General features: G+C 34.2%; 21 protein-coding genes and 2 pseudogenes. 6 read left to right on the forward strand and 17 right to left on the reverse strand.

The features are described from left to right. Positions 1-123 precede the first annotated feature (123 nt). From BCER98_RS09870 to recQ, 4 genes are all read right to left on the reverse strand, one after another. A complete protein-coding gene (locus tag BCER98_RS09870; protein ID WP_012094396.1) occupies positions 124-825 on the reverse strand; it encodes an alpha/beta hydrolase in 702 nt (233 codons plus the stop codon). Between the two features lie 523 nt (positions 826-1,348). Further along, entirely contained in the window at positions 1,349-1,735 is a 387-nt protein-coding gene (locus BCER98_RS09875) for a UPF0715 family protein (RefSeq protein ID WP_049759254.1), read from the reverse strand. Between the two features lie 31 nt (positions 1,736-1,766). Beyond that, positions 1,767-1,931 (reverse strand): hypothetical protein, encoded by a 165-nt coding sequence (locus BCER98_RS22495; RefSeq protein WP_162533133.1) that lies wholly within the window; start codon positions 1,929-1,931, stop codon positions 1,767-1,769. 190 nt (positions 1,932-2,121) lie between these two features. Next, a complete protein-coding gene (gene recQ / locus BCER98_RS09880; RefSeq protein WP_041809749.1) occupies positions 2,122-4,239 on the reverse strand; it encodes a DNA helicase RecQ in 2,118 nt (705 codons plus the stop codon). 310 nt (positions 4,240-4,549) lie between these two features. Here recQ and BCER98_RS22500 point away from each other — a divergent pair, with 310 nt between their 5' ends. Both BCER98_RS22500 and BCER98_RS09885 read left to right on the forward strand, forming a co-directional pair. Continuing rightward, positions 4,550-4,717: a hypothetical protein gene (locus tag BCER98_RS22500; RefSeq protein WP_164468628.1), complete on the forward strand. Its 168-nt coding sequence runs from the start codon at positions 4,550-4,552 to the stop codon at positions 4,715-4,717. Between the two features lie 470 nt (positions 4,718-5,187). After that, on the forward strand, positions 5,188-5,547 hold the full coding sequence (locus BCER98_RS09885) for a hypothetical protein (RefSeq protein WP_012094398.1): 360 nt from the start codon (positions 5,188-5,190) through the stop codon (positions 5,545-5,547). A 302-nt stretch (positions 5,548-5,849) separates the two neighbouring features. Here BCER98_RS09885 and BCER98_RS21005 read toward each other — a convergent pair whose 3' ends face one another. The 4 genes from BCER98_RS21005 to ppaC form a co-directional block, all read right to left on the reverse strand. Then, positions 5,850-5,999 carry a Phr family secreted Rap phosphatase inhibitor gene (locus BCER98_RS21005; RefSeq protein WP_012094399.1) on the reverse strand — a complete coding sequence of 50 codons (150 nt, stop codon included), beginning with the start codon at positions 5,997-5,999 and terminating at the stop codon, positions 5,850-5,852. Continuing rightward, on the reverse strand, positions 5,996-7,081 hold the full coding sequence (locus tag BCER98_RS09890; RefSeq protein WP_012094400.1) for a response regulator aspartate phosphatase: 1,086 nt from the start codon (positions 7,079-7,081) through the stop codon (positions 5,996-5,998). The genes BCER98_RS21005 and BCER98_RS09890 overlap by 4 nt, the downstream gene beginning before the upstream one ends. Positions 7,082-7,397: 316 nt before the next feature. Then, a complete protein-coding gene (locus BCER98_RS09895) occupies positions 7,398-7,847 on the reverse strand; it encodes a DUF6884 domain-containing protein (RefSeq protein ID WP_041810389.1) in 450 nt (149 codons plus the stop codon). Positions 7,848-8,008: 161 nt separating this feature from the next. Then, a complete protein-coding gene (gene ppaC, locus BCER98_RS09900; protein WP_012094402.1) occupies positions 8,009-8,941 on the reverse strand; it encodes a manganese-dependent inorganic pyrophosphatase in 933 nt (310 codons plus the stop codon). A 145-nt stretch (positions 8,942-9,086) separates the two neighbouring features. Between ppaC and BCER98_RS23030 the strand changes: the two are divergent. After that, positions 9,087-9,298 (forward strand): annotated as a pseudogene (locus tag BCER98_RS23030) (IS200/IS605 family accessory protein TnpB-related protein); the annotation flags it as partial. Between the two features lie 48 nt (positions 9,299-9,346). Here the strand turns inward: BCER98_RS23030 and BCER98_RS09905 are convergent. Beyond that, complete coding sequence (locus BCER98_RS09905) at positions 9,347-9,997, reverse strand: lytic polysaccharide monooxygenase (RefSeq protein ID WP_012094404.1); 651 nt, start codon at positions 9,995-9,997, stop codon at positions 9,347-9,349. A 132-nt stretch (positions 9,998-10,129) separates the two neighbouring features. After that, positions 10,130-10,675, reverse strand: coding sequence for a MarR family transcriptional regulator (locus BCER98_RS09910; protein ID WP_012094405.1), 546 nt, complete (start codon positions 10,673-10,675; stop codon positions 10,130-10,132). A gap of 162 nt (positions 10,676-10,837) precedes the next feature. Here BCER98_RS09910 and BCER98_RS09915 point away from each other — a divergent pair, with 162 nt between their 5' ends. Beyond that, positions 10,838-11,851: a quinone oxidoreductase family protein gene (locus tag BCER98_RS09915; protein WP_012094406.1), complete on the forward strand. Its 1,014-nt coding sequence runs from the start codon at positions 10,838-10,840 to the stop codon at positions 11,849-11,851. Between the two features lie 182 nt (positions 11,852-12,033). On the opposite strand, the gene BCER98_RS09920 is transcribed toward BCER98_RS09915, so the two are convergent. Next, positions 12,034-12,342: a YxcD family protein gene (locus BCER98_RS09920; protein ID WP_012094407.1), complete on the reverse strand. Its 309-nt coding sequence runs from the start codon at positions 12,340-12,342 to the stop codon at positions 12,034-12,036. After that, positions 12,330-12,779, reverse strand: a complete 450-nt coding sequence (locus BCER98_RS09925; RefSeq protein WP_012094408.1) for a hypothetical protein — start codon at positions 12,777-12,779, stop codon at positions 12,330-12,332. The genes BCER98_RS09920 and BCER98_RS09925 overlap by 13 nt, the downstream gene beginning before the upstream one ends. A gap of 253 nt (positions 12,780-13,032) precedes the next feature. On the opposite strand from BCER98_RS09925, the gene BCER98_RS09930 reads away from it, so the two are divergent. Together BCER98_RS09930 and BCER98_RS22505 are read left to right on the forward strand one after the other, a co-directional pair. After that, positions 13,033-13,797, forward strand: coding sequence for a DUF1836 domain-containing protein (locus BCER98_RS09930; RefSeq protein ID WP_012094409.1), 765 nt, complete (start codon positions 13,033-13,035; stop codon positions 13,795-13,797). Between the two features lie 268 nt (positions 13,798-14,065). Next, complete coding sequence (locus BCER98_RS22505) at positions 14,066-14,224, forward strand: hypothetical protein (RefSeq protein WP_012094410.1); 159 nt, start codon at positions 14,066-14,068, stop codon at positions 14,222-14,224. A gap of 178 nt (positions 14,225-14,402) precedes the next feature. On the opposite strand, the gene BCER98_RS09935 is transcribed toward BCER98_RS22505, so the two are convergent. The 5 genes and pseudogenes from BCER98_RS09935 to BCER98_RS09955 form a co-directional block, all read right to left on the reverse strand. Then, entirely contained in the window at positions 14,403-15,050 is a 648-nt protein-coding gene (locus BCER98_RS09935; protein ID WP_012094411.1) for a uridine kinase family protein, read from the reverse strand. A gap of 120 nt (positions 15,051-15,170) precedes the next feature. Beyond that, positions 15,171-15,680: pseudogene (locus BCER98_RS09940) on the reverse strand (GNAT family N-acetyltransferase). A 137-nt stretch (positions 15,681-15,817) separates the two neighbouring features. Then, on the reverse strand, positions 15,818-17,440 hold the full coding sequence (locus BCER98_RS09945; RefSeq protein WP_012094412.1) for a peptide ABC transporter substrate-binding protein: 1,623 nt from the start codon (positions 17,438-17,440) through the stop codon (positions 15,818-15,820). A 23-nt stretch (positions 17,441-17,463) separates the two neighbouring features. Then, entirely contained in the window at positions 17,464-18,465 is a 1,002-nt protein-coding gene (locus tag BCER98_RS09950) for a C40 family peptidase (protein ID WP_012094413.1), read from the reverse strand. Positions 18,466-18,524: 59 nt separating this feature from the next. After that, positions 18,525-19,559 carry a dipeptide epimerase gene (locus BCER98_RS09955; protein WP_041810393.1) on the reverse strand — a complete coding sequence of 345 codons (1,035 nt, stop codon included), beginning with the start codon at positions 19,557-19,559 and terminating at the stop codon, positions 18,525-18,527. Positions 19,560-19,578: the final 19 nt, after the last annotated feature.

Below are 19,578 nucleotides of genomic sequence, written 5' to 3' on the forward strand. Positions count from 1 at the left end.
CCTCTTTTCTTAACTAAATAACCATCAAAATATTCTTATTTTTGTTACATCGAGAATCATAATAAAATTTTTAAGGTATTTGCACTCAAAAATCATTAATAAAGTTGTTTCATTCTTATTGCACTAAATATGTTTTTGTAGCCACTGCTTAAATATCTTTAACTGTTCTTCAGTATGAAAATAATGTTCACCTGTTTCTATGACTTCTAATTTACAACGATGTTTTTTTGTAAAATAGTTAATAGTTTCAAATTCGCACAGTTCATCCTTGGCTCCATACATAATATATGTATCTGTATTCCATGTATGAATAGGATGTTCTTTTACATAGCATAAATAATCCCAATATAACTTTTGACCAATGGGTGTCTCTATAGTCATTTCTTTTTGCAAAAGCTCTGGTGTTACATGAAACCATTTCATCATATTTTCGATAATTCGTTCCATATTAACTACTGGTGATAAAAATAATGCCTTTTCTAACAAATCATTTTGATAGGCTAAAAGGCTAAAATAAGCTCCCATACTACATGCAAACACGCTTACTTCTTTCCAATGTTCTTTTGCGTAATTCATAATTATAGATAATTCGCTGACACAAAACTGTACTTTGCAAGGAGTAGTATCATTTTTTCTTTCTCCATGCTCAGGTAAATCAAAGCTTAACACTTGATAACCTTTTTGATTGGCTTCTTCAGCTAATATTTGAATAACTGCATCTTCCTTATTTGACATATTTCCATGTACTGCAATAAAAATTTTTTCACTCTTATCTCCCCATAAAATCACGGGAATATTACGAATTTTAAAATTATCTTCAAGCATATTTCCTCCATAGAATAAGACATATAGGAATTGGCAAAAAAAACACACACTTTATAATCCTCTACTCATTTCTAAAAAATTCAAACTATTCCTAGTTTATCACAAATGAATTATAATACCTCTCTACCTTTATATAACAGAGCCTACTTTGTATTTAAAATCTTTCTTTTTTTCCATTTCTTCAGAAACTACAAGTTCTTCTTTTGATTCCTTATTGAGCTAATTTACTCCGTTAGTAGAAGAAAGATTTTTAAACAATTATATTATTTTTTTAATGACTTTATTGTAAATGAAACAACTGTATTCTCTCTGCACAGTAAAGTTGCTTTCGGAATAATTGATAATAAATTTTACGTAGAATTCAAACGATAAAAAGGGGCGAAATCATTCGCTCCTTTTTTATTTCTAAAGAGGTGTTAATTATCATTATGTATAACCTAATTTAATTCATATAATTTCGAAGGAGTAACTTCTTTATCTATATTGAATTTTTCAAGAACAACTTCTCCTCTATTCTTACACCCTAACCTTTATCATCAAAACATATAGAGTCACATACCCAAAATATAATAGCTGTCATAAAAATGTGTATATATGTATTTATTTGCTTAAAAAAAGATAGTTCTAAATTAAAATCAGAAATGTTTATAATGAAAAAAGCAAAAAATGAACCTAGAATATAGAGAGATAAAGATAAAGATAAAATACTAAATTTTTTTAAAAAACCTTTTATATGAATCAATAACTGAAACGGCACCGCGAAAATAAAATACGCACATGAAAATGCTAGAGTATATACAATTAACAATTCGAATTTTGCTTCTGGTATAGAATTTGAAGATATTAACATTTCTACCAGTGACATTAAAAAGCCTGCTAAAAGAATATTTTTCAATCCTTTAAAAATCAAATAACCCTCTCCGATCTTTCTATTATACATGTTATGCAGAAATATCAAAGAATTTTTGTGGATAACCAGGTATCAAATATTTAAAATCATCTTCACTAGAAACACCAAATCTATAAATTGTAACTGGCGGAAGATCAGTATAAGCATTTACTCCATAAATCTCATGGTTCGGTGCTTTATCATGAGAACCACTCAATCTGAAACTTCCATTTTTATATGCTGTTCCTTCATAAGCATACGTGATGTTTGGATAGGTAAAGTGAAACGGAACACCTACATCATGACTAACATAATTTTTGTAATCCTTGTTCCATGAAACACCTTGTTAATTTATGTGCGTATACTCATAATATTATAAAATGACAACAATCCCCTTTATTTTTTCTCTACTTTCTTATTTGTAAATAAGCCCGAATCATAAAATAACTCACTTCATCTGGGAGCTGTTCTTTTATTGACTTTAAACCGCCCTCTGCATGTTGAACTGCTGATTCGATAAGTGATTTATACTCTGTTGGCACAAAGCTTTCCCACTCTACTTTCATCCCTTCTTCCGAACAACGAATTAAATGATTTTCTACCGTTTGACGCGATAAACCTCTTACTTTTGCAATCTCACTGAGTTCAGTGCCCCGCTCATACATTTCATACGTTTCTAAATGAGAGTTTTTAGAAGCTTTCCCTAATTTTTTTCGCTCAGTCACAACTTCTGTTTTTAATGTTTCTTCGTAATTCGGATTTTCTTCCATAAAATGAAGCACTGCTTGTAAAAAGTGAGAACCGTACTTCGCCAGTTTATGCTCGCCTATTCCTTTTACTTGCAGGAGTTCTGTCTCGTTTTTCGGCATTTTCGCACACATATCTGTTAACGTTTGATCAGAAAAAATAACAAATGGCGGTACCCCTTCGCTTTGTGCAATCTCTTTTCGAATTTCACGAAGCACTTCGAAAAGCGGATGGTCCTGTACAATTTGTCTTGTTTCTACTCTTTCTTTACGCAGTACACGTTCGTTTCCAAGCAATACTTCTTTTCCTTTTGCGGTTACTTTTAATGTTGGATACGTTCCATGCTCTACCGCAATTAATTCATCCGAAATTAAAAACTCAATAAATTCACTCACTTCTTTTACACTGCGATCTGATAAAAGCCCATACGTTGGAAGTGTATGAAAACGAAATTCAAGCACTTTTTTATTTTTTGATCCTGTTAACACTTGTGCAATCATTTGTTTTCCAAAGCGTTGATTCGTTCGAATCATACAGGATAAAACCATTTGCGCTTCTCTAGTTACATCAATACTTTCACGCTCATCTGTACAATTTCCACAGCGGCCACAATCCCCTTCTGGCACTTCGCCAAAGTAATCTAGAATAAAAGATTGTAAACATTGTTCCGTATGGCAATAATCGGTCATGTACTGCAATTTCTCTAATTCATTTGAGAAACGTGACTCTCCCGTCGATTGATCAATTAAAAAACGTTGCACTTGTACATCTTGAGAGGAATATAACAAAATACATTCACTATCTAATCCATCACGACCAGCACGACCTGCTTCTTGATAATAGCTTTCCATATTTTTCGGAAGTTGATAATGAATTACATATCTTATATTCGATTTATCAATTCCCATACCAAATGCCGATGTTGCGACCATGACACTGACTTCATCTCGCAAAAAACGTTCTTGTTGTTCATCACGTTCATAGTCGCTCATCCCAGCGTGATAGCGCGCAACAGAAACGCCGGCCTTACTTAGTTCTTCATATAGCTGGTCTACGACTTTTCGCGTTGCCGCATAAATGATTCCAGATTCTTTTTGGTTTTGCCGAATATATTCTTTCAAATATGCATTGCGATCTTGTCCTTTTATAACAGAGAATGATAAGTTTTCTCTCTCAAACGTTGTCATGATCGTATGAGTAGGATCAATGTCTAATGCACGGCAAATGTCTTCTCGTACTTGCGGCGTTGCAGTTGCAGTTAACGCGAGCACGATTGGCTTTTCTGGCAAGTAATCTAATATGCGATGTATATGTAAATAACTTGGACGGAAATCATGTCCCCATTGTGAAATACAGTGGGCTTCATCAATTGCGATCATCGGTATTTTCATATCGATTAATTGATCCACAAATTCCATCGAATCGAGACGCTCCGGTGCAACATAAAGCAATTTATAATGCCCTTGCTTCGCTAACTGTATACGCTGATTCGCTTCTGTTATCGAAATAGAACTATTAATATATGTGGCTGAAATCCCATTTTGTACAAGTGTATCTACCTGATCTTTCATAAGTGAAATCAAAGGTGAAATCACTAAAGTCGTCCCCTCAAATACCAATGCAGGAATTTGATAACAAATCGATTTCCCGCCACCTGTTGGCATAATACAAACTGTATCTTTCCCATCCAATACATTTTTAATTGTTTCATCTTGTCCTCTGCGAAATGACGAGTAGCCAAAATAAGAGGATAAAAGTTCTTGTGCTTTTGTAAACAACAAAAATTCACCTGCTTTTCTTAATCTTTCATCTAGCTCATATTATATCATCAATTTTCCATCAGTGTCGCTCTCACTATTTCGCCTTATATTTCTATATCATTGCAAAACCTTCATGTAAAAATGAAGAAATCCACTTATTTTTATCATTATTTTCATACGTGTGCTATTCGGTAGTTTTTATTGTGCTCATTATATAAACGTAGCGCAATCCATTCACAATTAAGTGGTACATAGAAACATGTGCAACATAAAAATTAGAATATTCCTTCCCTAAAACGATACGCATTACTATAAGGGAGGTTTATATATGAAACAAAAAAATAATGTAATTGCGTTTCCGCTTTCAAATAAACAAAGAAAATCCTCGTATGATAACACATGGAAAGATGAGTCACATTATAAATATGAACCATTATTTTCATACAAAAAGATTGTTTATTTCTTTTTAAAAAAGATCAAACAGTTATGGACATAATTAAAAACTTTCTCAACATCATCCTTATAGACTTCACACTTTGCAATCGTTAATATGTAATTAATCTGTTGGATACAAAACCCCTTCTTACGACCCGTAATGTATTTGTATTTGCGGGTCTTTTTTGATTTCACTCTTATGTTTTTCCATGTATATAGGTTGTGCTAATCCATTTATGTTCATTTTTTTCTCAATACAAAACCTTCTTTCAATTTGTTATAATCAAAGTACTCCAGATGAGTTATGACTCGTCAACATTATCTAGTTAAAGAGACCTATCTGCGGGAAGTAGGTCTCTTTGACTTTTTTGAAATTTCTTGCATCTGTTTCTATATAGGTACGAATCTTCTTTTCTTTGTTCTCTCCAACATGACTTATTAGCTTTTTGATACTTACATTTTCTCCTTTACATTTCACGTATAACCATATATTTTATTAATATCTTTTTATATTTTTTGGGAGGAAACAGATTGATTAACGCCATAGGTCTCGCCTTTATTCTTTCTAATAAGCTAGAGAAGAAAAAAAGAGTTTATTTAAATGATAGGTTTGCACTAATAGATATTTTAGAATCAAAAGAAGTTTATGATTCTGAAGGAAATCCGCTCGTAGAATTAACCTGTAAATATAGTATTTACTTAGATGAAAAATATTATTGTAAATCGCTCGACGACTATACCGGACAAGTATTCCCTTTCCTAAGCGCAAAAGTAGGAAAAGGCCTCGTTAGAAATTTAAATTACTATTTTTCACACATTGATCTATATGATAAAAAGCCACCAGTTAAAGAGATTAGACAGCTTATGAAACAAGTCATACATGATAGATAATATTTTCTAGTATATCATAAACGATTCTTTTATAAGTAAGGGGGGAATCTTTTTCTCCCCCTCTTTTTATACATCAACAATTTATCTTCCCTTATATGAATTCTTGATATCACTCTTGTCCCTTTCATGCTTCGGAATGTTTAGAATTATATTGTCCCTTCTTCATTCCCAACAAAAGATTCGTGTTCTAAAATAATATAAAAAAGCAACTCTAGATTTTTTAGAGTTGCTTTTTGTCACCATCTAATACTATGTGACTTTATAGCGAGTCAAATACTTGTGAGGGTAAATGCATTTATTTATTAGATTCCACCACCATGTTCTGACATGTATGATACTGTTTCATACTTTAATTCAGAAGAAGCATTATCTTTTGTAATAGGACTATTTAAACCAAATGATACTACTGCAACACTCATTAAACCTAACAATGCAATTTTAATCTTTTTCATTTTAAACGCCCCTTTTCTTTTAATAAATTTTTAGCTTCGTGACTCATATGATAATAGTCACTTGCTTTTTCTTTCATACCCATATTATACCATTTGATAGCTAATAGTTCGCTATAAATCTGTACATCTTTCCATAAATCTTGTTTTTTAAAGTAAGAAATCCCTTCTAAAATACATTTCTCTAGATTTGTAATTGATTTATTTTCAATCATCGTTTTTAAGATTGTAAAATGATGATCGTATTCTTCTGTACAACACTGTAGGCCTTCATGGATATAAAATTGAGCCTCTGCTAGATTTCCTAGTTTGAAGTGTTCACGTGCTAACACATACATCCCTCTTTTTTGATAGGGTGCTCTTGGATAAGTAAATTTTTCAAATACATCTGTAAGATGCCGCACTGCTAATTCTGAAAGATTTTGATCGGCATAGAATAAACCTAAGTTATAACGAACGGTCAAAGCTGCTTTTTCTTCATTATTTCGTTCAAGAATATTTAAAGCAGCAATCAAATATTCTTCTGCCATCTCAAATTGTTCTAATGTAACGCAAGCCATGCCTAAAGTATTTTTACATGCTCCAACTTTTGTTTCGTAGCCTTCTTGACTTGAAAAATACTCAAGGGCCTTTGTAGCGTAATGAATCGCTAATGTTGGTTGTGATAAATAATAATGGTATAGGGCAATCCGATAATGGTACTCCGCTGTTTCAGCTTCATTTGGCATCATATCCAGTAGATTAGCTGCGAGTTCCCGATGGTATTCTGCACAATTATAGTTTCCAGTTTCAGTGTGATAAATAAAATGAAAGAAATGATAATAATATTTCAAAAAGCAATCTGGCATATCTTTTATGTAGTCAAATCCTTCAAGACTTTTTTCGAAATCGCCGGTTAACATCTGATATCTAAAGTTTAATAAAGAGTAATAAATAAAAGAATCTGTATGCTTCTTCATATTATTAAATTTATCATCCATCGCTTTTTTTAGAACCATTGCTTGATCTAATTGTTGAGAAAGCATTTTCTGGTACCATTCGTCTAATAAATCATACCCTTTGTCGGCGATAGTCTTTATTCCCATACGAGACCTCCTTTTTCAAGAATATTATCTAAATTTTACCATGAACACTCCAGCTAAAGAGCATATTAATTCCTGATTTATATTGAGAAATAATTATCAGATAATTTAACTTCACGAGTACTAGTAATTTTCTTCTTTATTCCACTCTATATGTATAAAAAACAACTCCTTATAATTAATAACAATGAAAAAAGCTGACTTTTAATATAGCAAGTCAGCTTTTTGATGAAATGAAGATTTATTAGCCGATGATTTCCTACCGCAAAGACTCAAGTATAATTCTAGCAATCTTAGGCAAAATGCAAAAGAGAAAACACTAAATCTCTTCTCCCTTTTCCACAGCACCTTTCAATCTCTGAAGCATATATCCAATCCCTTTGCATCCTGCTAATGGATATGTAATCCTATCTTCTGGATATAGTTTTGTGACTACTTTTTTATGTTTCTTTCCCGCTAGTAGAACAATTTCATCGAACTCTAGCAATCCTTTATCCACCATTTGTTTTTTGAGTTGCTCTACATTAACAATCTCGTCACTCTTCGAGTCAAAAGCGAGATCATAGTTTTCTGTTACAATGTCATTTGGTCTTAAAAATCCATGCTTTGCCGATAATATTACCCAATCCTCAAAAAACATTCCCGCATATGCCTGACATGCTTTTCCAAACGAGCTAATATAAACGTCTTTCGCTTTTGTTGGACCTTGACTTGGGTACTTATCCCAAATTTTCTTTTTCCCACAGGGAATAATACATAATCGTTTCATCATCAACTGCTACCTCATCTTATATCTTTTTCCATATTTCAATCATAATACTTTTACTTCATCAAAAAAACTGTCACAATCGACAGTGTACAAAGAAAGGTTATATAAAAAGGACAAGCAAACCATAGGTTACTTGTCCTTCTTTTCATCCATCCCTACTATTATAGAGCTTGGAATGTTTCTGTTAATACAGGAACGATTTGTTTTTTACGAGATACAACACCTTTTAAAGTAGCTGTGTTGTTTTCTAATGTTACGTTGTATGCTTTTTCAACAGCATTTGCTGCTTTCCCGATCGCAAGGCCGACAGAATCGTTTGTTAAGATATCTGTTACAACGAATAAGAATAAATCTAATCCTTTCTCTTCTACTACTGCAGAAATAACTTTTTCTAATTCTGCTTGGTGTACAAGAACGTCGTTTGTATCAACAGCGTTTACTTGTGCAATTTCAACTTTCGCGTTACCCATTTGGAATTCTTTTGCGTCAAGAGAAATTAATTGCTCCATTGTTTTACCACTTAAATCTGCACCAGCTTTTAACATTTCTAAGCCGTAGCTTTCTGCATCAACGCCAGCGATTTCAGCCAATTCACGAGCTGCAGCTACGTCTTGTTCTGTGCAAGTTGGTGATTTAAACAATAAAGAATCTGAGATAATTGCAGATAACATTAAACCTGCAATTTCTTTACGAATTGCAACGCCATTTTCTTTGTACATTTTGTTTAAGATTGTAGCTGTACAACCAACTGGCTCACAACGATAGTATAAAGGATCGCTCGTTTCAAAGTTAGCAATACGATGATGATCGATAACTTCTAACACACGAACAGATTCGATATCGTTAGCACTTTGTTGACGTTCGTTATGGTCAACTAAAATAACGTTGTCCACTTCGTTTGCTACTGTCTCAACAAAACGCGGTCCTTCTACTTTAAAATAATCTAACGCAAATTGAGTTTCACCGCTGATCTCACCTAAACGTACAGGCTCAGCATTCATTCCTAATTCTTTTTTTAGTTCTGCATAAGCAATTGCAGAACAAATTGCATCTGTATCTGGGTTTTTATGCCCGAAAACTAGTACTTTTTCCATGATTTCCACCTCTTCATCAAAAGGATATCTTAAAGAAGCAAATATGACAATATTTTAAGCAGATTTTTTTATAAATAAAATCAAGTTTCTCTTCTTTTCAAATAAAAATAGAATCAAATATGTAATAAAATGATAGGAAATGATGAATTTAAAGGCGGATTACTTGCATAAAGTCTCTGCTGACATCATCAAAAACTACGGTGTGATTTGTATGGAAGATTTGCAAGTGTCAAATGTGCTCAAGAATCACAAATTAGCGAAGCATCATGTTCACAATTTAGAACCATGTTAGCGTACAAAGCAAAATGCTATGCCAAAGAAGTAGTTGCTGTGTCGAAAACATTCGCTTCCAGTCAGACGTGAAGAAAGGTCATTCTATACAAAAATGACCTTTCTTTATTTGATTTAATTGTCGTGTGAAGCATGATGCATGATAGACGTAACGCCATTATTAACAAGATTTACATCCATTACTTGATAAAAGGCATTCCCTGTATCCGCAATTTCCCAAACAGCTAAAATAAGATGGTATCCACTGCGATCAGTTGGTACATTTGCTTCATGCGTTACTGTTACTCCTGGTTTTACTCCCCCATCATTTTTCACATAGAATGGTATTAAATCTAATTGAGAACGTGACAATGGCTTATTCGGGTTCCAATCTTTTTTCGTTATATAATATTTCCACTCTTTCGTACTATGCGGAGCAGTTAATTTCCACTTGAATTCATTCTTTCCCCCTTGAATCGTTACTTTTTTCCATCGCTCAGCGGTTTGGACGTCTAAATTCGGGAAATTTCCAGCACCCGCAATTTGTCCATCAACTGGACCTGATTGCGGAAATCCCCCTACTCCTTCTACACTTTGCGGTTCATATTGAATTGGACCACAATTTACATTTACACCTTTGCTGCATAAATACGAACGACTAGAAGGTGATTCCACATACCCATGTGCAGACGCCTTTTCTGCAAAACCAAATGTTATCACTCCTGTTAGTATAATTCCACAACTGAGAATAACTTTCTTCATACTTTGCCATTTTTTCTTTTTCATCACGCGGTTCCCTCCCTATCCATAAACGAAAATAACTCTGCTTAAGTTGCCTAGTCATCTTCTCTACATCAAGTATAAACGAAGGGAACTTGTCCATAGAACCGAAATTAAACTTTCTCAAACAAAAGTTGCTCAACCTTTATGATTTTTATTTTCATCCACTAGATTCTCTTCCATTGTTACCCATGATGCTTCTAAAGTATCACTTAAAAAACGGGTAACAAATTGCAGTTCTTCCTGTGTGTATCTACTTAAAAATTGTACAACCCCTTTATTTATTTCTTGATGTAATGCTTGATGTAAATGAAATAATTCTTTTCCTAAAGAAGTTGTTTTAAATAAAATTTCCTTTTTATTATTTGGAATGGTTTCTGTCACAATCAAATTTTTATTCATTAATCGGCGAGTCATTTTCGATACACTCCCCTTTGGAATCCCCGTTTCAGATGCGATTGTAATTCCATTAACCGGTTCATGCTTTCCAATCGCATCAAGAACATGAAGCATTTTTACTGTTACTTCTTTTAACAATGTAGCAATATGAGGATTTTTACAATTTTGAAGTAACCATTCTCTCTCCTCATCCTCTTCCTGTCCCCACTTTTTAGCCAGTTCTCCCGTTAAGTTCACGATTTGCTTTATTAATATATTTTTATCATTGTTAAAAGCCGATGCCATAAAAAAACTCCTTTACATTTGTGTTTTTATTAGTATATCAAGAAGGGGTAGAAGATTAAAGTTTCCGAGAAACAATTTGACAAAACTTGAATATATATTTATTATTGTTTCCAAGAAACCTAAATGTTTCTTGGAAACAATAATGTTAAAGGAGATGAACATATGATTAAAAATAATGTTATGCAAAAAGTATGTATGTACGAATTCGGTACTTCAAAAGTTATGAAATTAGAAGAACAAGCAATTCCCATTCCCGGTTCTGGAGAAGTAATTGTACGAATTGCATTTGCTTCCGTCAATTTTTTAGATATTCAACATCGGCGAGGTGATTTAGTAACACAAAATTTTTATCAAAAAAAGGGCGGAATCTCCCATACCTTCCCCGTTACTTTAGGTAGTCAAGGAGTCGGTACTGTCGAAGCAATTGGTCCAAATGTAGAGACCATTCAAGTTGGAGATCGCGTAGTCTGTGCTGGAGGAAGCGGCACTTATGCGAGTCATGTTTTAATTTCATCTCAAAGAGTAATCCCTATTCCAGATGAAATCAGTTTTGAACATGCAGCTGCAGGATTGATCCAAGGGTTTCTAGCTTGGGCATTTACGAACTATGCCTATCCGATCAAAAAAGAAGATTGGTGCTTAATTCATGCGGCAGCCGGTGGAATCGGACTCTTTTTATGCCAAATGGCAAAAATACGCGGTGGCCATGTGATTGGTGTTACATCAAAAAAAGAAAAGGCTCGTTATGTACTGGAGGCTGGTGCTGATGAAGTGATCATTTCTACACAGTCGGATATAGTAAAAGAAGTAAAACGCATTACAAATGGGCAAGGTGTAAATGTTGTCTATGATGGTGTTGGTAAAGATACTTTTGACGCGAGTTTAAATAGTCTTGCTCTTGGCGGATATATGATAAACTATGGACAATCTAGCGGATATGTTCCTCCTATCGATTTAATGACACTTCAAGAAAAAGGTTCTCTCTTTATAACAAGAACAAATGGTCTTCCCTATATGAAATATTGGTCTCAATATATTCGCGATTTTGTTACATGGGTTCAAAGCGGAAAACTTTCTATTAAAATTGATCGAACTTACTCCCTTGCAGATGCTGACCTCGCCCATGAAGCTGTTGAACGAAGAGAGACTAGCGGAAGAATTTTACTTACTCCTTAAAAACATTTAAATACGAGGTTCTTTTAACAATATTTTAAAATATCATTCCTTTCAAACTTCCCGTTTTTCAGTTTTATACGAGCGAAACTTAATAACACTCCCTCTTACATTTTAAGCAGAAATAATTTGCAAATTGTGCATACTAAAAAAGCTGTTGAGATTGCTCTCAACAGCTTTTTACTCTAGTTATCTGAATGATTAACACTCGCCAATGCGATAATACCTTCTTCATCATCTAATTCAAGCTGTAGTCTTGCTGCGTAAGGATTGAGATTGTACTCTCGATCTAGCCATAGACGAAGCGCTTCAATTAAATTCGCTTGGATTAAAATTTGCTGACGACCGTTTACTTCTACTTCAGCGGAGAATCCATAGTCATCATCGTACATCAGTTCAACTAAAACAGCTTCAGGAGCAACTTGTCTTTTTTCAGCAATGTATACACATAGTGCATTAATTAGCTCCTGTTCAGAAATCTTTAACCTCTCCATGCTGTTTCCTCCGCTTGTTTCTTACGCTGATCTTTAAAATATTTAAATGCTCGAATCGCCAACATCACGATACCAGCCATTACTAACATATTTACCATGAACGCCAATATAGAACCAAGTGCGCCCATATTTGAGAATAGGCTTCCCATTAATAGCCCACCTAAACCACCAAGTAATAACCCTTTCATAAAGCTTCCTTTATTACTTTTGGGCGCTGTATTTGTAGCTTTCGTTTTTGTATCTGGATTTGTCTTTTGTGAATTTACGTTAGAATCTTTTTTGTTTAAATTCACTTTTGACTTTTGTCCAGAACTTGGTGTAAATGACTTTTTACCAGATTTGTAACTTTTCGCTGCTGCATGATCTACAAAAACAAAGCTACTAGCTCCAAAGATCACCATGAATGCAGTCATTACTGAAACGAGTTTTTTCAACATAGTATATCCATTCTCCTTTTACTATAGATATATGTGAAATCTATCTTTCTTGAAAATAAGAATGATAGATTTATTTTAAACTCATATAAAGAGTTCTTATGAACTTATTATATGAACTTTTCTTGAAATAAGCAAGTTATTTACTTAATATTTTGTAGAACAAAGGAAAAATGAAGCAAAATGGAATTGACTTTGCATAAAACAACACATATTATAAGGTCATAAGAACTTTTATAATTTTGGAGGTGAAAAGATGGAAACATTTCATCTCACACGAAACGAAATGGCAGCACTCCTCCTTTCTTTAAGAGGATGGAACACAAAAAAGCCTCTTAGCATATTACAAGAAGCTTGGGCAAAATCACATAAAAAAGATATTGAAAGCGGACAAAGCGTAACTGCTTTTATCACAACCGCACTTTCACCTATTTTCGAAAAGTTGATAAAAATTGAAGATACCGATGTTGGCTTTTCTTTAAATGAAATCGTTGCACTTGGTAATCAAATTGAAAATACCAGTTTTTCTGTAACTGCAATGCAAAACTGGGTAAAACGCGATATAAAAGAAATGATTGGATCCCCGCAAAAGGGAAAAAAATACTCCATTGAGCAAGCTGCTTTACTTTTCATTGTCGAAGATTTAAAAACAGCACTTGATTTTGAATCTATTCGGAAACTGCTTAGACTCATTGTCAATGATCCAGCAGACCGCAGCGATGATTTAATTAATCCCGTTCATTTATACGTTGCGTACTCTTCTTTATTTGAAGAGTTAAATCAAGGGAACTGTTTACAATTAAACGCAACGGACACTATCCATACAATTGAAAATATAGTAAAAGAGAAAGCTGACAAAATTGCCAGCCAATTTGATCAAATCAACAATGAACAGCGCGAAGCAATTCGTAACGCCATTATTATCGCGACGCTTTCTGTACATACTGCATATGTACAAATGTTAGCAAAACGATACGTTTCCGCAACGTTGTTTTTACAAAACTTAGATGTAAAACCGTAAGCAGAGGAGCAAGATATACGCCTCTGCTTCTATGTATAGCAAAAACCCATTCAAATGTAAATAAAAATATCTGTATTCTCAGATTGAGCTCTAACCATTACTCTTCTCTTCCAAAAATAATTCATTCACGCTATCATAACGCCCTTCTCTTATCATTGTGACAAACCTATATTTCAAATAAAAAAATCATTTTAATAAAAAACTTACATAGTCTTAAATCTCTGAGGAAACATTACTAGTAGTACACTAAAAAAGGAGGGACGATTCCATGAAAAAGAAAAAGTATTTATTTGCTTTAATGGCTACTGTTATATCTTCAGGACTATTATTTGGTTGCAATAACGTGAAGGATGAACAAGAACCAGATCCAACCGAGGAACCTTCTGAACAACGAGAACAAGATGAAAGACAAAATAACAACCAATAATTTTTTTATCGTAATACAAAGCTAACCAATAACATGATGACTACATTGTCTATCTTCAACATGAATCAAATATGTACCCAACAAGTGTATTAAATATGCTATCATTGTTATGATTCGCTCTTCTAGCTCTTTATAAAGACCATACAAAAATAGGAGCAGAATTGCTCCTATTTTCTATTCATATTGCAGATGTATTTTTTTCTATGCAAAATCCTTCAGCGGAATTTTTAATAATTATATCAAAACGCTCATGATACGGGTGCATGAATACTTCATACTGTATGCGACGTTCCTCATGAGATTGCCTTAAATATTCAATGTCCATCCCTCTTTCTGCAACATCTCGACTTGACCTTCTCATAAGTTCTGTTTCTCCATCTGTATAAAAGTAAATTTTCAAATCAAATAGATCGGAATTAAGAAATGCGACACTCATTCCTTCTACAATCGTCACTTTACGATTCGAAGAAATGAATTCACGTTCCATATAATGCGTATCAATAGTATAGAAATCCAGTCCATCTCGAACCATTTGAACATCTCTTTCTAAAGATTCCAAATGATGTGCAGCTGGATGGCAAGCTGTCATTTTATAATGATGCTCTTTATTTTCATATGTATAATGAATGATTGCGTGCTTTCGAATACTCGAACTCACAATATATGGATCTGTATTAATATAGTTTACTTCTTTTGACATAAATTGCTCTTTCAGTTTATTCGCAAATGTCGTTTTTCCCGCAGCACCATGTCCTGCAATACCGATTACAACTCGTTTATCCTCTGTTCGAACCCAATTGATAATTTCTTGTGATAACTTCTCCATCTGAATTCCCCCATTTTAAACTGTTTCTATCAAAATTTTGACAAAAATTAGCTTATTACCAGTCCTATTTTTTCCGAACACAACTTCATACACATATACTAGGCCGAAAAATATTTATCACTAATCTATATATTTATACTCAAAGCGTAATAATGTATCCCCATTCTTCCTCCTATCATGCGTATACGTAAGCCCTATCTTTTCTAACAAATTTCTTGACTTCATATTCTTCGTTTTAATTCGTGCCTTTAATGTAGTAAGCTTCAAATCATAAATAGCATATTGAATGGCTGCATAAGCTGCTTCAGTCGCATAACCTTTCCCCCAAAACTTCGGATTAAGCAAATACATAATCTCTACCTCTTCTGTTCCATCTATGTATCTTAATCCGCAATGCCCAAGTAATTCTCCGCTTATTTTATGAAATAAAAACCATACACCAAATCCATTCTGCTTCCAATGTGAAATGAGTTAATCAATATACTGCTCAGCTTCTTCTCGCAACATCCCCCTTGCGACTGCTAGCCACTTACCTACTTCCTCTTGTTTGACGATTTCATAGAACTCATCCCGATTTTCCATGCTTGGTCGTCTCATATATAGCCTCTTTGTTTCTATATCCTTCCTCATAAGTATATTTCCCCTTTTATCTGATAGATTAGTAAATTATACCATACTAACTCCTTCATCACTGCAATGAGAAAGTATATCTATAAATAAAAACAGACTATCGTATAAAACGAAGTCTGCTCTTTAAATCATAACCTTTACTTTTTAATATCGGTCCATTTTAAAGTTGTTGCTGGTCCAAATTGATGTACGTATAAATTCTTAACGTATGGCTTTTGTAAATACGATAATCCGTGCTGAAATACCGGTGCAATGACCGCATCTTCAAGCAACATTTTTTCCGCATCTTGCATTGCTTTCCAGCGTGTCTGTTCATCATTTCCTAACTCTAGTTTTATCTTTTTCAGTAATGCATCGTACTCTGGATTTGCATATCCCGTATTATTCACTCCATTTTCAGAAAGAAAAACCTCTAAATATGTCATGGGATCTGGATAATCTGGTAACCAACGTGATAATGACATTTCATATTCTTTCTTTTTCTCTAATGCTAGTTTTTGAGAATGAGGTTGTAACTTTACGTTTATCGTCAAACCTGGAAGATTCTTTTCAAGCTGCTCTTTAATGTACTCTCCAACTTTTTTAAAGTTTTCTAAATCGTAGTTTAACATCTCAATCGTAACTTCATTTGTTCCTGTTTCTTGTTTTGCTTTTTCCCAATATTCTTTCGCCTGTTTCACATTTGTTTTATTAAATTCTGTCGTCGTTTCTCTAAAATCTTTATTATCTGAATCTAATAAGAAGCCACTTGGAATATAGTAATTGGCAGGTTCTGATCCGTCATTTAAAAAAGATGTAGCAAGATCCTTTTTATCAAAAGCCATACTTAAAGCTAGGCGTGCATGTTTATTTTTCAAAATCGGTACACTTTCATTAAAACGAAAGAAATACATAATAGGGTCCGTAAATTGTTTCAGTTCTTTATTGTTCTTATATTTATCAACAAATTCTGTTGAAATAACAGCTCGATCAATTTTATTTGTTTCATATAAATTCACGACAGTTGAAATGTCTTTTACAATTTGATAGTTGATTTCATCTAGTTTTACCTCTTTTTTATCCCAATATTGATTGTTCTTTTTCATAGTGAAACTTGCTTCATGTTTCCACTCCGATAATGTGAACGGGCCATTATATACAGTTTTATCAGCTTCTAAACCGTATTTCTCTCTTTGTTCCTTTGCATATTTTTCATGAATTGGATAAAAAGTTGGTAAACAAAGTAACTTCGTAAAGTACGGCACAGGATGCTCTAATTCTACAACAAAAGTTTTATTATCTATTGCTTTTACCCCTAGTTCGTCTAATCCTAATTGCTGTTTATTGATCTTTTCTGCATTTTTCACATCATACATAATATAAGCATATTGTGAAGCTGTTTCTGGATTGATCACTTGTTTCCATGCATAAACAAAATCATGTGCTGTGACAAGGTCTCCATTTGACCATTCTGCTTCACGCAAATGAAATGTATATCTTTTACCATCTTGACTCACTTCATAATTTTGAGCCATTCCTGCAATGACTTCATCATCTTTTGATAATCGAAATAGCCCTTCCATCACATTGTTTAAAACGTTAAACGAAATCGCATCTGTCACTTTTCCTGAGTTCAATGATGGGATTTCTCCTGTTTCCGTTAATTGTAATACTTTCTTCTCTTCTTTCGAATTCGTCGTTGATTGTTCTGCACTACAACCAACTAAAAAGGAAGAAGCCAGTAACATACTAATGAATGAAATACGAATAACCTGATTCATTTCCATCCTCCTATCATTTTTGATTATGGTAAATAACGCCGAGCTCCGGCATATTCTTCGATATATCCAGGTGTGTCTACCGGAATAATCTCAACCGTTCTTCCCGCTTTCGGAGAGTGAATCATCTTTCCATCCCCAATGTACATTCCTACATGATGAACATTTCCTTTTCCACCATCATGAGCAAAGAAAATTAAATCTCCTTTTTGTAACTGTTCTTTTTCTACCGCCATGCCAGCTTTTGACTGTGGGCCTGAATCACGCGGAATGGTAATACCATGTGATTGGTAAATCGTATGTGTAAATCCAGAGCAATCAAATCCAAATCCACTTGTACCAGCCCATATATATGGCAGTCCTAAAAATAATTTACCTGTATTCACTAAATCGTCCCCTGTTGGCGTCGGTATATCATTTTGTGAATGGTATACCGTACCATCTTTTTTACGTAACCAAGCTTTTTGACCATTTGGTAATAGAACACGATATGAAATGGTATCTTCGCTTACAAGTGGCAAACGTGTATTATAACTGACCTCTAACGATTTGTTTTTGTCGGAAGGATTGATATATAAGATGGCTGTAGGTTTTGTAATTAAAACAAAGGACTGATTTTTCTTATCCGCAAATTCTTGGTGATACGTTAGTTGTTTTTCTGGCATCCATCCTGGATAACCTTGTTCATTTCTTGGCGTCGGTTGTCCATGTACAATGACTTTCACCCATTCTTCTTGCCTTTCAATAACGGTTACTTCCTGCCCTAATAACGCTTGTGTTTCCAGCTTATTTGTATTTGTTAACCAAAGCTTTTCATCAAGTGTCATAGATTTCGTCCACTTCCATAGATCCACAGGATTGCTTGCGCTCGGCTCATCAATGGGACGAAGTAGATTCGGACCAGTCCATAGCGTTGCAGCGGCAACATCAATGAAAGCTGTATTTCCTATTCTTTCTTTCGCACTTACTGCTGAGAAAGATGAAAAGAGAAATAGACTTGTTAATAATGTAGTCCCCACTTTTTTCATACAAATCCTCCTTAAAAAAATCATTTGCTAGTTTATCATTCTTTGAAACAATAACTCTTCTAAAACTGTAAGTTTACCTTCGCTCCGCTATAACTGATTCCTTCTGGCTCTTCCATTAGCCATAACGGCGCATCAAGATCAACATAATGAATATTCGGATGCGCAGCCGCTATATGCGCTGCGGCTGTTACAGAAAGCGATGATTCCATCATGCTGCCAATCATACATTTCACACCTGCCGCTTCTGCGACATCAGCAATTTTCCATGCCTGGCGTATCCCGCCACATTTCATTAATTTAATGTTTATGCAATCAACATAATGTCCTTGAACAAGCTTTAATGCATCTTCCGCTGAAAAAATACTTTCATCAGCCATAATTGGTATATATACATGATTCTTGACATATTTCAATCCTTCCCAATCTTGCGCATGAACAGGCTGTTCGATAAATTCGATATTTACATTTCTCTTTTCCATTTCTTTAATAATGGAAACGGCCTCTTTCGGTTCCCATCCTTGATTGGCATCCAACCGGAGCGCAATATCCTTCGGTATGATATTTTTAATGGCCTCAATTCGCTCTAAATCTAACCGAGCGGATTGGCCAACTTTAATCTTTAACGTTTGAAATCCTTTTTCCACATGCTTTTTCGCTTCTTTTGCCATCGATATAGGATCATCAACACTTACCGTAATATCTGTATAAAATTCCTTCTTTCCACCCAATAAGGCATAAAGCGGGATGTTATGAAATTGACAATACGCATCATATAAAGCAATATCTACTGCTGCCTTCGCGCTCGTATTTCCAATACAACTCTTTTGAACATATGATAATAAGGAATGAAGTTGCTCAATCTCTTTTCCTATTAAACTAGAGCGAATCGGTCCTAAAATCGCCTCTTCAATTCCACTTGCAAAATCACCTGTAATAACCGGAGTTGGAGCAGCAGCTCCTCTTCCTACCATTCCATTATCTATATGGAGAAAAACGTCAATACTTTCAATCTCTGTTACAGTGCGCAGCGCTGTTTTAAACGGAGTATGAAGTTCAATCAATCGGCGCTTTACCTTTACATCTATAATTTTCAAATTTCCCACCCTTTCCTCT

This window comes from Bacillus cytotoxicus NVH 391-98 (assembly GCF_000017425.1).
GTDB lineage: Bacteria > Bacillota > Bacilli > Bacillales > Bacillaceae_G > Bacillus_A > Bacillus_A cytotoxicus.

Excerpts from the sequence above, each read along its gene's own strand:
- ppaC (WP_012094402.1), bottom strand. The coding sequence starts at position 8,941 with ATGGAAAAAGTACTAGTTTTCGGGCATAAAAACCCAGATACAGATGCA.
- BCER98_RS09905 (WP_012094404.1), bottom strand. The coding sequence starts at position 9,997 with ATGAAAAAGAAAAAATGGCAAAGTATGAAGAAAGTTATTCTCAGTTGT.
- BCER98_RS21005 (WP_012094399.1), bottom strand. The coding sequence starts at position 5,999 with ATGAAAAAGATTAAAATTGCATTGTTAGGTTTAATGAGTGTTGCAGTA.
- BCER98_RS09950 (WP_012094413.1), bottom strand. The coding sequence starts at position 18,465 with ATGAAAAAAGTGGGGACTACATTATTAACAAGTCTATTTCTCTTTTCA.
- BCER98_RS22505 (WP_012094410.1), top strand. The coding sequence starts at position 14,066 with ATGAAAAAGAAAAAGTATTTATTTGCTTTAATGGCTACTGTTATATCT.
- BCER98_RS09920 (WP_012094407.1), bottom strand. The coding sequence starts at position 12,342 with ATGGAGAGGTTAAAGATTTCTGAACAGGAGCTAATTAATGCACTATGT.
- BCER98_RS09935 (WP_012094411.1), bottom strand. The coding sequence starts at position 15,050 with ATGGAGAAGTTATCACAAGAAATTATCAATTGGGTTCGAACAGAGGAT.
- BCER98_RS09945 (WP_012094412.1), bottom strand. The coding sequence starts at position 17,440 with ATGAATCAGGTTATTCGTATTTCATTCATTAGTATGTTACTGGCTTCT.
- BCER98_RS09890 (WP_012094400.1), bottom strand. The coding sequence starts at position 7,081 with ATGGGAATAAAGACTATCGCCGACAAAGGGTATGATTTATTAGACGAA.
- BCER98_RS09895 (WP_041810389.1), bottom strand. The coding sequence starts at position 7,847 with ATGAAACGATTATGTATTATTCCCTGTGGGAAAAAGAAAATTTGGGAT.
- BCER98_RS22500 (WP_164468628.1), top strand. The coding sequence starts at position 4,550 with ATGAAACAAAAAAATAATGTAATTGCGTTTCCGCTTTCAAATAAACAA.
- BCER98_RS09925 (WP_012094408.1), bottom strand. The coding sequence starts at position 12,779 with ATGTTGAAAAAACTCGTTTCAGTAATGACTGCATTCATGGTGATCTTT.
- BCER98_RS09910 (WP_012094405.1), bottom strand. The coding sequence starts at position 10,675 with ATGGCATCGGCTTTTAACAATGATAAAAATATATTAATAAAGCAAATC.
- BCER98_RS09930 (WP_012094409.1), top strand. The coding sequence starts at position 13,033 with ATGGAAACATTTCATCTCACACGAAACGAAATGGCAGCACTCCTCCTT.
- BCER98_RS09870 (WP_012094396.1), bottom strand. The coding sequence starts at position 825 with ATGCTTGAAGATAATTTTAAAATTCGTAATATTCCCGTGATTTTATGG.
- BCER98_RS09915 (WP_012094406.1), top strand. The coding sequence starts at position 10,838 with ATGATTAAAAATAATGTTATGCAAAAAGTATGTATGTACGAATTCGGT.